General features: G+C 41.7%; 11 protein-coding genes. 6 read left to right on the top strand and 5 right to left on the bottom strand.

Annotated elements, in window-relative coordinates; all coding sequences use genetic code 11:
* Positions 1-99 precede the first annotated feature (99 nt).
* The 5 genes from H9653_RS11570 to sohB form a co-directional block, all read right to left on the bottom strand.
* Positions 100-969, bottom strand: coding sequence for an SDR family oxidoreductase (locus tag H9653_RS11570; RefSeq protein WP_068408752.1), 870 nt, complete (start codon positions 967-969; stop codon positions 100-102).
* 240 nt (positions 970-1,209) lie between these two features.
* Positions 1,210-1,968 carry a histidine phosphatase family protein gene (locus H9653_RS11565; protein WP_068408751.1) on the bottom strand — a complete coding sequence of 253 codons (759 nt, stop codon included), beginning with the start codon at positions 1,966-1,968 and terminating at the stop codon, positions 1,210-1,212.
* A 90-nt stretch (positions 1,969-2,058) separates the two neighbouring features.
* Positions 2,059-3,342, bottom strand: a complete 1,284-nt coding sequence (locus H9653_RS11560; protein ID WP_068408749.1) for a phosphotransferase family protein — start codon at positions 3,340-3,342, stop codon at positions 2,059-2,061.
* Between the two features lie 140 nt (positions 3,343-3,482).
* The gene (locus H9653_RS11555; RefSeq protein ID WP_068408775.1) at positions 3,483-4,733 is read right to left on the bottom strand and encodes an acyl-CoA dehydrogenase family protein; all 1,251 of its coding nucleotides are present in this window, start codon (positions 4,731-4,733) and stop codon (positions 3,483-3,485) included.
* Between the two features lie 293 nt (positions 4,734-5,026).
* Positions 5,027-6,013 (bottom strand): protease SohB, encoded by a 987-nt coding sequence (gene sohB / locus H9653_RS11550; protein ID WP_191692479.1) that lies wholly within the window; start codon positions 6,011-6,013, stop codon positions 5,027-5,029.
* 423 nt (positions 6,014-6,436) lie between these two features.
* On the opposite strand from sohB, the gene aspS reads away from it, so the two are divergent.
* The 6 genes from aspS to H9653_RS11520 all read left to right on the top strand — a co-directional run bounded on the left by aspS (position 6,437) and on the right by H9653_RS11520 (position 13,313).
* Entirely contained in the window at positions 6,437-8,263 is a 1,827-nt protein-coding gene (gene aspS, locus H9653_RS11545; RefSeq protein WP_068408773.1) for an aspartate--tRNA ligase, read from the top strand.
* A gap of 67 nt (positions 8,264-8,330) precedes the next feature.
* Entirely contained in the window at positions 8,331-9,290 is a 960-nt protein-coding gene (locus tag H9653_RS11540) for a lysophospholipid acyltransferase family protein (RefSeq protein WP_191692478.1), read from the top strand.
* A 151-nt stretch (positions 9,291-9,441) separates the two neighbouring features.
* Positions 9,442-10,242 carry a glycosyltransferase gene (locus tag H9653_RS11535; protein ID WP_191692477.1) on the top strand — a complete coding sequence of 267 codons (801 nt, stop codon included), beginning with the start codon at positions 9,442-9,444 and terminating at the stop codon, positions 10,240-10,242.
* A gap of 29 nt (positions 10,243-10,271) precedes the next feature.
* Positions 10,272-11,120 carry a hypothetical protein gene (locus tag H9653_RS11530; protein ID WP_191692476.1) on the top strand — a complete coding sequence of 283 codons (849 nt, stop codon included), beginning with the start codon at positions 10,272-10,274 and terminating at the stop codon, positions 11,118-11,120.
* 258 nt (positions 11,121-11,378) lie between these two features.
* Positions 11,379-12,077 carry a hypothetical protein gene (locus H9653_RS11525; protein ID WP_191692475.1) on the top strand — a complete coding sequence of 233 codons (699 nt, stop codon included), beginning with the start codon at positions 11,379-11,381 and terminating at the stop codon, positions 12,075-12,077.
* Between the two features lie 141 nt (positions 12,078-12,218).
* A complete protein-coding gene (locus tag H9653_RS11520; RefSeq protein WP_191692474.1) occupies positions 12,219-13,313 on the top strand; it encodes a glycosyltransferase family 8 protein in 1,095 nt (364 codons plus the stop codon).
* The last annotated feature ends 131 nt before the right edge of the window (positions 13,314-13,444 follow it).

The following is a 13,444-nucleotide window of genomic DNA, read 5'->3' as shown; positions in this document are numbered from 1 at the left end:
CTTGGTAAACTTACTTTAGCAACTTTGGACTTCTTTTTTTATCTTTTTTTGAGCCCTTATCCCGAACTGGGGTTAAAATTAATAACAACACAACCGCTATCAGCTGACTCTATTAACCACTTGTAATGGCAAATGCTTCATCGCTTGACCGACAATCGACCATGGCAGGCTTGGCACGCAAGCTTCGTCTACTTCTGCCTCAATCGCAGCAACGATCGCTTTGGTGCCTGTTTCTGCATCTACTTCAAACGGTAAAGGTTTGGCATTTTCATTGATTTCGGTGCGCACATAACCTGGATAAATGGTCGATACCTTAATCGGCAATTTGGTCAATAGCATATCGGCACGGATACCTTCTGCAAGATGTGCTAAACCCGCTTTACTTGCGCCATAAGCGGTCAAATGCTTAGGCAAGCCGCGCATCGCTGACATACTAGATATCACCACCAGATGACCGCTATTTTGAGCTCGGAAAATATTCATCGCCGCTTCACATTGGGCAAGCGCTGAGATGAAGTTAATCTCGACGGTTTTGCGATTGGTATCAAAGCGCCCTTTGCCAATCCGGCGGCTATCACCGACGCCGGCATTGACCACCACGCGATCAATATGACCAAAATCCGCTGCGAACCCATCAAACACCTCGAATATCGCATCGTAATCACTGACATCCAAGACACGGTATTCAATACGGATATCAGGATACTGCGCCGATAGCTCGGTTTTTAAATTTTCTAAACGATCAGTACGGCGGGCGCAAATGGCAAGATTATAACCAAGTTTTGCAAAGAGTCTTGCCATACCCTCGCCTAACCCTGAGCTTGCGCCAGTGATTAAAACCGTTTTACCGCGGCCAACCTGTTGCTTATTTAAACCTTTCAGATAACGCGCTGGCTGAATGGCACTAAATAACTGATTTTTATGGTGGTTAGCGCTACTGGTCACTAAGTTTATTAATTTATTTTTCATAAACCATCCTATTGGTATTCATATAAATGACGTCGACTGTCTATCGTAACGTAAATCTACAGAGTAAGTTTAGCAGTTATAGCCTAAAGCAAACACGCAAGCAACCTAAAGCAGCATAGAATCAAACTACTTTCACCCTATAATGATTGATTTTAAAACCATAAAAAACGGCTACCTAGTTACAGTAACCGCTTCACGATGTTTTTAATTAACTGGCTTTAAGACTTTGATCTTTGTTTTTTAGCGCCAAGTCACAAAGCGTTTGCCCTCAGCAAATAAATGACTGTATTCGTTCAAAGACAACAGGCGACTCCGTTCATTTTTAAGCGTCAGCGATGTCACGCCAGTGTTGACCAAACTTTTATTGATTTGATAGGCTGTTGAGCTGCCCTGCTGTAATAACTGCGCAGTGATCGCAGCGATAATACCACCCGAGGTAAACACCAAAACCGTACTGTCAACGCCTAACTGCAAATTGGCAACTTGTTGACGTACTTGCTCAAGCGCTTGCTTGGCGCGCTCATTAAACTGTAGCCAGCTTTCGATATAATCACTGTCGTTTTCGCCCGCATGCCAACGCTGCATCGCGTCGTCAAACAACTCTGCCAGCCGTGTGACTGGCACCTCTGCTTTAGCAATCTCAGCAGCAATTCCCACACGGCTAGCAAAAGCAGGATTAGATTTTATCAGTACATCTTTATGATTAAACTCATCAAACTGCGGCAGTACATAGCTATCAGGCTCATCTAGATTGATGGCAGTTACGCTTGGTTTTTCGTTACTCTCGCCAAAAGATGACTGATAACTTTGCCAAAAATGGCGCGCAGAATCTTGCTGCCTAACCAAACTACCGCTAAAAATCGCATCGATTCGGCGCTGGGTCGTTGCATAATGCTGACCCAGCATTTGCGCCTGCATACTACCAAGCTCTGAGAGCTGGTCGTAATCTTCTTGCCCAAATGACGCTTGACCATGACGCGCTAAAAGTATGGTTGTCATAAAACATTGCCTTATTAATCGTACTTTTTTAAATTTTTTAGATTGAATCAACGGCTATAAATTTGTGCATTTACTATGCGTTTAAAGCGTTTATTCTTTAGCTTTAGAATTACTTTGTCCAAAATAGCTTTTTGGTAAAATGCCCTTGATAACCGTTTGAATCGGACTTGGTAGTTGCTCGACCATCGCCGCATCGACGCCTATATCTTGCAGATGCGGTTGCACGTGGCTTATAAATAAAGCCTCGCCTTCATACTGAGCAATCAGCTTGAGACATTTAGCATGTAAGACATGGACGATAATCCAAAAGTTCTTAAAAGCTGGATTGCTGGTTTGTTTATTATAATAACGATAATAAATCTGCTGCACGATACCGGCTAGGCGAAATAGTCCAAACACTTCATAAAACGTCCAGTTGTCTATCTTAAGGCCCGTCTTTTTAAGATAATAGGTTACCACTTCATCACGGGTCATCATGCCTTTTAAATGCGTTGGCTGACGGCGAGATTGCTGCATGATGATGTTGTCATCTTCTTCAATCCAATACGCTAAAGCGCTACCCAAATCCATCAAAGGGTCGCCTAAGGTAGCCATTTCCCAATCGAGCACACCGATGACCTTGGTCGGATCATCAGCCGCCAAAATCACATTATCAAAGCGCCAATCATTATGGATAACACAAGTTTTACTATCGGCAGGCGTGTGCTTGCCAAGCCATTGTCTTACCAAAGCAAAGCTTGGCACATTGGGCGTTTTGGCTTTGACATAACGCTTATCCCAGCCCGTCACTTGACGCTCACAATAACCTTCGCCGCGACCAAGATTTACCAAATCAGGGTGCTTGGTATAATCGACTTCATGCAACTCAATCAAAGCGTCGATGACATTGGTACATAACTCGCGTGTTTGCGCTTCGTTTAAATCGACGCCTTTTGGCAAATTAGCCCGCGGAATGATACCTTCCATTCGCTCCATGACATAAAAGTCTGCGCCAATAACGTCTTCATCAGTACACAGCGCGACCATTTTTGGTACATAGGGATAAGCATCTTTTAAAGCTTTTTGCACGGTATATTCGCGCACCATATCATGTGCCGATTTGGCTTTGGTGCCTTTTGGCGGACGGCGTAAAATCAAATCTTGGCCGTCACCTTCGCCTTCATATTGCAGCCGGTAAGTCCAGTTTGAAGCGCCACCTGAGAATTGTGTCACCGTTGGCTCGCCTTTTATATCAACGCCTTGCTCGCGTAGCCAGTCGCTGACCGCTTTGGCGTCAAGCTCTTCGCCCTCGCGCACTTCGCCGCCTTTATCTAAAACTTTATTAACGGTTTGATTGTCAGCATCAGTATGGTTGGCATGATGTTCAGTTGCCATAAGACATTCCTTATCGTGTGGTCGTTTATTTTTTACCAGTTATTTGTTGTTTATAAAAGCTTAAGAGTTAAAAATTCACTATCAAATCATCGATAGTGAATTTTTGGTCATATAATTTAAATGACAATGTAGCCGACTTTTTAAGATTTAGGAGGTTTAGACGAGCGGCTAAAACCTTGGCGTTTTAATTCTAATTTGGCAATCATGGTTTTATGTACTTCATCAGGACCATCGGCTAAACGTAGTGCGCGAGCTTGTGCAAAGAAAGCAGGCAACATCGTATCTTGACAAACACCCATGCCACCGTGAATTTGAATCGCCATATCAACCACTTCTTGCAAGACAGTCGGTGCAACGACTTTAATGGCAGAGATTTCAGTCAATGCCGCTTTGGTCCCCTTCGCGTCCATTTTTTGCGCCGCGTATAGTGTCAATAAACGCGCTTGGTCAATTTTGATACGGGCGTCAGCGATACGCTCAAAGTTACCGCCTAATTGTAGCAGAGGCTTACCAAACGCGGTACGCTGCATACCGCGCTTAACCGCGAGCTCAAGAGACTTTTCGGCAGCACCAATACAGCGCATGCAATGGTGAATACGACCTGGTCCTAGGCGACCTTGCGCAATCTCAAAGCCCATACCAGGCCCACCGATAAAGTTACCAGACGGCACACGCACATTATTAAAGCGGACTTCGCCATGACCGTGCGGCGCATCGTAATCACCAAATACCTTTAACATACGTTCGATGTTAACGCCTGCGGTGTTTGCTGGCACCAAGACCATCGAATGCTGATGGTGACGGTCTTTATCCTCATCAGGAGTATAAGCCATGACAATCAAAACATCGACGGCAGGGTCGCCAAGACCCGATGACCACCACTTGCTACCATCGATAACAATCTCATCGCCATCGACGACAGCAGTCGCTTGCATATTGGTTGCATCACTTGACGCCACATCAGGCTCAGTCATACAAAATACCGAACGCGTTTTACCTTCTAATATCGGCGTTAGCCATTTATCTTGCTGCTCCTGTGAACCATAACGCCATAACAGCTCCATATTTCCGCTATCAGGGGCATTACAATTAAAGACATAAGGCGCGAGCAAACTGCGACCGGTGAGCTCGGCAATCGGTGCATAATCAGTAACCGACAGCCCAGCCCCAAGCTTATCATCAGGTAAAAATAAATTCCATAAACCCGCTTCACGCGCTTGTTTACGTAGGCTCTCGTACTTTTCTGGCCAGCGCCAATTTTTCCAATTACCATCAGGGTTTTGCGCATGACAGTCCGCCCAAAACTGTGCTTCTATTGGCTCGATTTGGGTTTCGATAAACTCTTTGACTTTGGCATGCATGGCTTGACCATGTTCGCTGGCGGTAAACATTAATGTGTCGGTAGACATAGTTGACATCCTTTTCTTTACTGATGATTAATGGCTTTTATGAAATTCACATCAAAATTCTATGTGTTGAGATTGCATAAAAAGATTAATGAGATTTTATAGTGTACGTACGTATACTCTGTTTTATCTGCCCCATTTATAACACAGCATTTGCGATTAAACAGCAAAAAAGGCGCGACCCGCTAGGACACGCCTTTTACAAAATACAAACAATGCACGATTCGCTGTTGAAATACTAGAACGCTAGCTATCAATTAACCTCATGATATTTAGACTTATTTTAGGATGTTTAAGCGGCTCTCTAAATCAAAACGCGCCAGTGCATCTGGTAGCTTATCAATCGCCATGCTGAGTGTGGCTTCTGCGGCTTGTGATAAACCCAATTTTTCGGCAAGCGTTGGCTTTTGACGTGAATGCAGCGCATACACTTCATTATTTTCCATACGCTCTAAAATATAACTGTCAGAGGTTTGCAAGCTATCAATTAAGTTAAGTTTTAGCGCATCTTCACCATACCAATGCTCACCAGTAGCGACTTTAGCGACATCCAGTGTTGGACGATAGGTATTAACGAAGTGCTTAAATAACTCGTGCGTCTGCTCCAGCTCCTCTTGATATTTAGCGCGGTCTTCGGCGTCATTTTCACCAAACACAGTCACGGTGCGCTTATAGTCACCTGCGGTGAACATCTCGTAATCAACATCATGATTTTTGAGCCATTTATGGAAGTTTGGTAATTGCGAGACCACACCGATTGAACCAATTATCGCAAAGGGTGCGGCAACGATATTGTCGGCGACACAAGCCATCATATAACCGCCACTGGCCGCGACTTTATCGACACAGACGGTAAGCTTTAGACCGGCGTCTTTTAAACGTGCTAATTGTGCCGCTGCCAAGCCATAACCATGAACCAAACCGCCGCCCGACTCTAAGCGTACGACGACTTCATCGCCTTTATTAGCGGTACTGATGAGTGTGCTGATTTCTTCGCGTAAATGCTTCACCGCTGTGGCTTTGATATCACCATCAAAATCAAGCACAAAAACTTGCTGCTTCTCATCGCTATTATTCTTTTTGTTTTTACTCTTATTTTTTACTTTTAATGCTTGCTTGGCTTTTTTCGCCATGGTTTTTCTAAGTTGTTTAAGCGCCGCTTTACCTTGCGTCGCCTCCATCAGATCTTCACGACGTTGCTCTTGGCTTTTATTGAGATGGATAACTCTTAGCTCAACAGGATTTTTAGAAGGATGAAAAAGCATGAGCAGGATTCCTTGATAGTTGAAATAAATAATTTTAATAGATAATTGAAGTGGTTTTAATACGGTTTAATAAGTTAGCTTGATATGCGCACAGTGACTAGCATTTTCAAGCAAAATGACAATATTTAACCCAAGACAAATATTACTGAATAAATACCACCTCTACTGATACGTCCCTGCCCTTCGTTTGAACACTACTGATTGGACGCCACAGGTTGTATAACAAAGGCAGATTAGGCATAATATGCGTTTACATCAAATTTTCTGCAGCCAACGTGATGACCATTTGTCTTATATCGCGTTATTCGTGCTTTTTTGGCTAAATGCTCAAAGGCACGGCGCTTATATTACACGCTAGCGGCTGCATTATTGTATTTCGAATTGGGCTGACAACTGGATAATTATATTATGACGCAAAGCACTATGACGCATAGCGAATACCGAGACGAATATTGCGGCGCTGTAACCGAAAGCTTACTTGAGCAAACCATTAGCATCGTAGGCTGGGTACATCGTCGTCGCGATCACGGTGGCGTGATTTTCTTAGACATGCGTGACCGCGCGGGTATCTTGCAGGTCGTCGTTGACCCAGATACGCCAGAAGCATTCGCGACTGCTGATGCGGTACGTCCTGAATATGTGCTAAAAATTACCGGTCGCGTTCGCCGTCGTTACGAAGGTACTGAAAACGCTAATATGACCAGTGGTCAAATTGAGCTATTGGGCAAAGAGATTGAAGTATTGGCAAAATCTGAAACCCCGCCTTTCCCATTAAATGATGAGAAAACCACGGTATCAGAAGATCTGCGTTTAAAATATCGCTACCTTGATATGCGTCGTCCGCAAATGCAAGAGCGCATGGTTTTCCGTGCTAAAGCCACCTCAACGATTCGTCGTTATCTAGATGACCATGGTTTCTTAGACGTTGAAACGCCTATCTTGACTCGTGCCACACCAGAAGGCGCACGGGATTATCTGGTGCCTTCACGCACTCGCCCGGGTAACTTTTTTGCTTTACCGCAGTCACCACAGCTATTTAAACAGTTATTGATGGTGTCAGGATTTGATCGTTATTATCAAATCGCTAAGTGTTTCCGTGACGAAGACTTACGTGCTGACCGTCAGCCTGAATTTACCCAAGTCGATATTGAGACTTCTTTCTTAAATGAAGAAGAAATCATGAATATCAACGAAGGTTTGATTAAGCATCTATTTAAAACCATGCTGGATGTTGAATTTGAACAATTTCCGCGTATGACTTATGCTGAAGCCATGCGCGACTATGCCTCAGACAAGCCTGACCTACGTATTCCATTAAAATTGGTCGACGTTGCTGATTTAATGAAAGACGTTGATTTTAAAGTCTTTGCCGGTCCTGCCAACGACCCTAAAGGCCGCGTTGCTGCCCTTCGAATTCCTGGCGGTGCTTCATTAAGCCGTAAGCAAATCGACGCTTATACTAAGTTTGTGAGCATTTATGGTGCACGTGGTTTGGCTTATATTAAAGTCAATGACGCCAGCAACATCAACAACGGTGTCGATAAAGAATCTGGTCTACAATCGCCTATCATCAAAAATATGACTGATGACGTCCTAGCGAGCTTGATTGAGCGTACGGGTGCCGAGAGTAATGATATTATCTTCTTCGGTGCTGATAAAGCCAGTGTCGTCAACGATGCCATCGGTGCGTTACGTCAAAAAATTGGTCTAGACTTAGACATGCTGACCTGCGAATGGGCGCCACTTTGGGTGACTGACTTCCCAATGTTTGAAGAAACGGATGATGGGCGCTGGACATCAATGCACCATCCGTTTACCAAACCAAAAGGCTCTGTTGAAGAATTGAAAACCAAACCTGAATCAGCGCTTTCTATCGCTTATGATATGGTGTTAAACGGTACTGAAATCGGCGGCGGTAGCTTACGTATCAATACCCTTGAGATGCAAAAAGCGGTATTTGAAGCGCTAGGTATCGATGAGGCTGAAGCCGAAGAGAAATTTAGCTTCTTACTTGATGCTCTAAAATTCGGTGCGCCTCCGCATGGTGGTTTAGCCTTCGGTTTGGATCGCCTCATTATGCTGATGGTCGGCGCAAGCTCTATCCGTGACGTGATCGCCTTCCCTAAAACCAAAACTGCTGAAGACCCATTGACGCAAGCGCCTGCTCCGGTAGATAGCAAACAGCTACGTGAACTTGGTATCCGTGTACGTGAAAAGGCCCAGCCTGATACCAATAAACCTGCACAATAAATGGTTTAGTCATGCGCAGATATTGTTTATATTGTCCGTTATGTAATGTATCACCATGCGAATGGTCATGAATCCATATCATCTCTTCAAATTCGTGCCACTGTCTGTTTTGCAGATGCTGGCACGTTTTGTTGCCTGGGTAATATTACGCCTACCAAATGCTAGTATCATGCGCACTGTGCGTATCAATATGGCGCTGATTGCGCCGTCGTTATCTGCTCATCAAAAACGCGCATTAACCAAAGACATTATTTATCATCAATGTTTAACCAGTATCGAATCTATCAAAAGCTGGGCGATGCCACCGCAGTGGAGCATTGCCCAGATTCGTGACGTGCATAATAAAGAGTATTTATTAGAAGGGCTTGCCAATCCTAATGGAATGCTGGCGATTGTCCCCCATCTGGGTACGTGGGAGATGATGAACGCGTGGCTTAATCAGTTTGGCGCGCCAACGATTATGTATAAGCCTGTTAAAGGCGAGCTGACTAACGATTTTGTCTTGCAAGGTCGCTCGCGTCTTAATGCCACACTGGTTCCGACCGATGGTAGCGGTGTCAAAGCGGTTTTTAAAACCTTAAAACAAGGCGGTTTTAGTATTGTATTGCCTGATCACGTTCCTGAACCTTCAGGTGGCGTAATTGTGCCCTTTTTTGGTATTGAAACTTTAACCAGCACATTGGCGTCAAAACTGGCAAGCAAAACCAAGTGTGCCTTGGTTGGCTTATCCTGCATACGTCGTGACGACGGGCAGGGTTTTGACATTTATTGTTATAAATTAGACGCTCCAGCGCTCTATGACCGCAATACTGAAACCGCTGCTCATGCGCTCAATATTGCCATGCAGCATATGATTGAATCTCATTACAGTCATTATATGTGGGGTTATCGCCGTTTTAAACAAATCCCTTTATTAGACAACCCTTATAGGGCTGACGAAAAAGCTTTGGCTGATTTTATCAACGGTAATATCCAAAAACATGCCTTACATGATAATAAGCAAATGTCTAATAATTCTGAAGTTTAATTCTAATAAGCAACATTCGTACAATCAGTTAAGCATCTAGAAATATCGTCAATGATAGCTATGCTAATATGAGCAAGCGGTTATTTATTAGGATATTTTTTGGCTGACTAATGACTGAACAAATTTTCATTGACTTTAATATGAGTACATTATGGCGACTGACGTAACCAGCCTTTCATCGACCGAGCAACTACAAACCGATCCTAGCACTGCCGAGCAGCGTTATATTATTTGTATGAAATGGGGCGATAAATATGGTCCTGAATACGTCAACCGTCTTTATAATATGGTTAGTCGGCATTTGACCTTAGATTTTCAAATGGTTTGCCTAACCGATGATAGTACTGGCATTGACCCTGCAGTTGCTTGTTACCCCATTCCAGAAATGGATTTACCAGCTGGTCCTGAACGTGGCTGGAAAAAACTGACCACTTTTAAGCCTAAATTATATGATCTAAAAGGTGTTGCCTTATTTTTAGACATCGATATTGTTATCGTCGCTAACATTGATGCTTTTTTCACTTATGAAGCTGAGTATGAAGACAGCGTTGTCATTATTCGTGACTGGAAAAAGCCATGGCGTATGATTGGCAATAGCTCGGTTTATCGCTTTAATATAGGTATGGGTTCCTATCCTGATTTGCTCGCAAACTTTGAGCGCAACTTTGAAACCATTCGCACACAGGTTCGTCATGAGCAGGCTTATCTTTCTAACTATCTGCGTGAGCATCACCATTTAGAGTACTGGGATAAAAACTGGTGTGTCAGTTTTAAATATCAGTGTATGGCGCCTACTCCTTTGAATTTTGTACGTGCACCGACGTTACCTGAAGGCGCAAAAATTGTTATCTTTCATGGTGAGATTAATCCACCAGACGCCATCAAAGGTGGCGGCGGCAAATGGTATCGTCATGTGAAGCCTAGCCCTTGGTTGCAAGAGTATTGGGTGTAACTAAGTCATAGAAAAATCTGGAACCCAACATGGAATTACCTCCTAGCGCCACTTTTAATATTGACAATCAGAGTGTTGGTATTTCTGCTTTTGATGCAAGAGAAGCCGAGCAAAACCTTCACCAGCAAGCAGTCAATATCATTGCTTCTGGTCCATCTATTACAGATTTATCATTTGCGGACTTAGTAGATACGGCGACTATTTTTGTGAATGGCAGTATTAGCCTAATGGCTCAATACAATTTTACCAATGTCGTCGGTTATGTCATTAGTGATGCGCGCTTCGTCAAACATCAACCAGATATTTTAAACAAGTACTACACAGGCCAGCCTTTGTATGCAACTCTAGCAGTGTTTGAGGCATTAGCAATCTCACACCCCAGCATGATAAGCAAATACCATAATGCAATGCGTATTATCTATCCTGCCGATCGAGCTTGGAGCGTAAAGACAAATCAGTCTTGGTTTGGTAGGCTGCTATCAAAACCACTATCACATAATAAAAAGATACCGCTAGCATTATTGGCCAATCAACCTAACTTTGTTATAGATACGCAGCATCAGCCTGCACCTATCGGCCTATCTTTAGATATGACTTATGGGTTTATAGAAGCAGGAACAGTAGCTTACGTCGCCGCCCAGTTGGTTTATTCACGTCATGCTGGCACGATTCACTTATATGGGATTGATTTATTGAATAATAACCAACCTCGATTTTATGAGAGTAAAGGCGATAGCGCGCCTTGTAAATTAGATAAGGCAATTACTGATCGGATTGTGCCGTCTTTTAACCTGCTAGGTAAGGTTTATAAAGAAAATAACGTACCTGTTATAAATCATTCACCAGTCTCTCAGGGTCTATTTAGTGCACTAGATTAATTGCTATTTTTTAAATGAATTAGTGGATAGAAAATTTTGGTCAGGTACACGCTTCAATCAATATATAAACATTTACGAATAGGGTTTGTATTAAATGACAGCACCGAGTGGATGGCGAAGAAAAGCGATTTTACTGTTTAGAAAAATCTAAATTAAGAATTGTTAATAATACTACTGGATATATTTGAAATACTTATCTAATATATCGCCAGAAAACTCCACCATTCACGTTATATTCTTAAATTTATAGAGCTTTCCATGACTTCAGCTTCAACTCCATTATTCTTCGAAAAAATCAATGCGCCGGATAGCTTTATTGTATGTTGTTTTTATACCGATAGTTACCGCAGTCATGCTTTAAATCTAAAGCAATCACTCGATGAATTTAACCTCAATTACTACTTTAAAGAAGTGGAAGATGCGGGTTACTGGGAAGCAAATACTCGTATCAAACCCCACTTCATTTTAGAATGTCTAAAAAAATTCCCTAATAAAAATATTTTATATTTAGATGCCGATGCACTGGTCAAAAAACCTTTAGGTTATTTTAATACTATCACTGCTGATGTCGCTTTTTATGAGACTAAAGGACTGCCGGGCATGTCGCACGACTATCTGGCTAGTACTATGTTTTTTAGCAATACTGCCAATACTATGGTTTTAGTAGAACAATGGATAACCGAACAAGTAGACGGCAAACAAACACAAGTAGATCAAGACAGTTTGGATGTCGCTATGGAGAAGCTTGGCGACACCTTAACCGTAGAAGCGCTCAATCCCGGTTATATAAAAATATTCGATAAAGACTATGATGGTGATATTTATATTGAGCAATATCAGGCCAGCCGCGGTCATACTAAACTTAAACGGCAAAAGATACGGCGAAGAAACAAAGTGTTAATACTTTTATTTTTATCAATTATTTTAATATTAGCAATATTTTTTATCGTGTATTAACTTCTGGTTTATTTTGTTATCAAACCTTTAATTTAATAAAATTTTTCTTTTCGTTACAATCATTATTATTTAAAGAGAGCTAACATAACTGGCAGTTATTTAAATCTATAAGTAAGACAACAATTAACGGTTTTCAATTTTATGAACGTATCTGCAACGATTTCTAACCAAATTGGCGAAGCCAAACATACTAATACCGTAGCTTTCTGTGTTGATGATAACTATCTACCGTATGCTTTATTCGCTACTGAACAGTTTATAAACCTACATCCTGATTTGCCATGTGATATCTGCATATGTATGCCAGATATTAGTAGAGTACCTGAAAGCCTGAAGAAAAAACAAATTCGCTTCATTGAGCTAGCAATCAGCGGTATAGACTCTCTTCCTGTAGGTAGACTCAGTCTCGCCGCTTATTATCGTCTATTTTTGCCACAGATTTTTGAAGATACTTATAAGTATATTATATATTTAGATGCAGATACGTACATTAGAAAGCCTTTTTACTCTGATTTATTGAAGCATGTAGAAAACTTTAAATCTAGTTTTTGCGTAGCGGCAGCCTCTGACATTATGGAGTTAAAATTCCGCTCTTCATTTAACGGAAAACAAACGAGAGTAGATAAAGTAGTCGACAAATATGTCAAATCTTATCATGAATCTAATCATATCTATCGGAATTCAGGGGTGTTAGTTTTTAGCACAAAGAACTATGTGAAAGCTGAAGTGCTATCTAGAGTCTTCAACTATGCAATTAACAATGCTGGTAGCTTACAATGCCACGATCAAACTGCACTTAATAGAGTCTTGCTTAACGAAATTGAACTACTACCATTTGACTTTAATTGGCAAATAAATAAACTTACCTATAAATTTACAGACACAATAGACCCCTATATTATTCATTTTATTAGCAATAATAAACCTTGGCTCACAGACAATAAATATACTTCTAAATATCAGGTGTTCTATAAAGATTTCCTGCTCTCTAACTTTCCTGAAATTACGCCAGAGATACTAACGCTATTCGACCAAAGGCGTAAAAAACCAAAATATGATAATCCTATCAGAGAGTTTATCTCAAGAGAATGGCAACGTTTTAAAAGCAATTTATCAGAGAGTTTTATGCAGATATCAGGCTTTGAAAAAGCAAAAGACAAGTATAATATTATAAATATATTAAGTGACGAACCGTTTTTAGTTTGTAATAATTCTCTATCAAGTAAAAAGCATTAACTTTATATAATAGTAGTGCTAAATCACTGACGTATTAACTAAACAGATAGCTATCTAACCCCAGTTCGGGATAAGCCACATTGTAACTTATTGATACTATTTACAATGTGGCTACCTGTCCCTGCTGAGGC

The sequence above is a fragment of the Psychrobacter communis genome (assembly GCF_014836505.1).
Lineage (GTDB): Bacteria > Pseudomonadota > Gammaproteobacteria > Pseudomonadales > Moraxellaceae > Psychrobacter > Psychrobacter faecalis.
This window is presented reverse-complemented; position numbering and strand designations above follow the sequence as displayed.

Bases quoted from the DNA above. Each gene is read 5' to 3' on its own strand.
- H9653_RS11570 (WP_068408752.1), bottom strand. From the start codon at position 969: ATGAAAAATAAATTAATAAACTTAGTGACCAGTAGCGCTAACCACCAT.
- H9653_RS11520 (WP_191692474.1), top strand. From the start codon at position 12,219: ATGAACGTATCTGCAACGATTTCTAACCAAATTGGCGAAGCCAAACAT.
- H9653_RS11530 (WP_191692476.1), top strand. From the start codon at position 10,272: ATGGAATTACCTCCTAGCGCCACTTTTAATATTGACAATCAGAGTGTT.
- sohB (WP_191692479.1), bottom strand. From the start codon at position 6,013: ATGCTTTTTCATCCTTCTAAAAATCCTGTTGAGCTAAGAGTTATCCAT.
- aspS (WP_068408773.1), top strand. From the start codon at position 6,437: ATGACGCATAGCGAATACCGAGACGAATATTGCGGCGCTGTAACCGAA.
- H9653_RS11565 (WP_068408751.1), bottom strand. From the start codon at position 1,968: ATGACAACCATACTTTTAGCGCGTCATGGTCAAGCGTCATTTGGGCAA.
- H9653_RS11555 (WP_068408775.1), bottom strand. From the start codon at position 4,733: ATGTTTACCGCCAGCGAACATGGTCAAGCCATGCATGCCAAAGTCAAA.
- H9653_RS11540 (WP_191692478.1), top strand. From the start codon at position 8,331: ATGAATCCATATCATCTCTTCAAATTCGTGCCACTGTCTGTTTTGCAG.
- H9653_RS11535 (WP_191692477.1), top strand. From the start codon at position 9,442: ATGGCGACTGACGTAACCAGCCTTTCATCGACCGAGCAACTACAAACC.
- H9653_RS11560 (WP_068408749.1), bottom strand. From the start codon at position 3,342: ATGGCAACTGAACATCATGCCAACCATACTGATGCTGACAATCAAACC.
- H9653_RS11525 (WP_191692475.1), top strand. From the start codon at position 11,379: ATGACTTCAGCTTCAACTCCATTATTCTTCGAAAAAATCAATGCGCCG.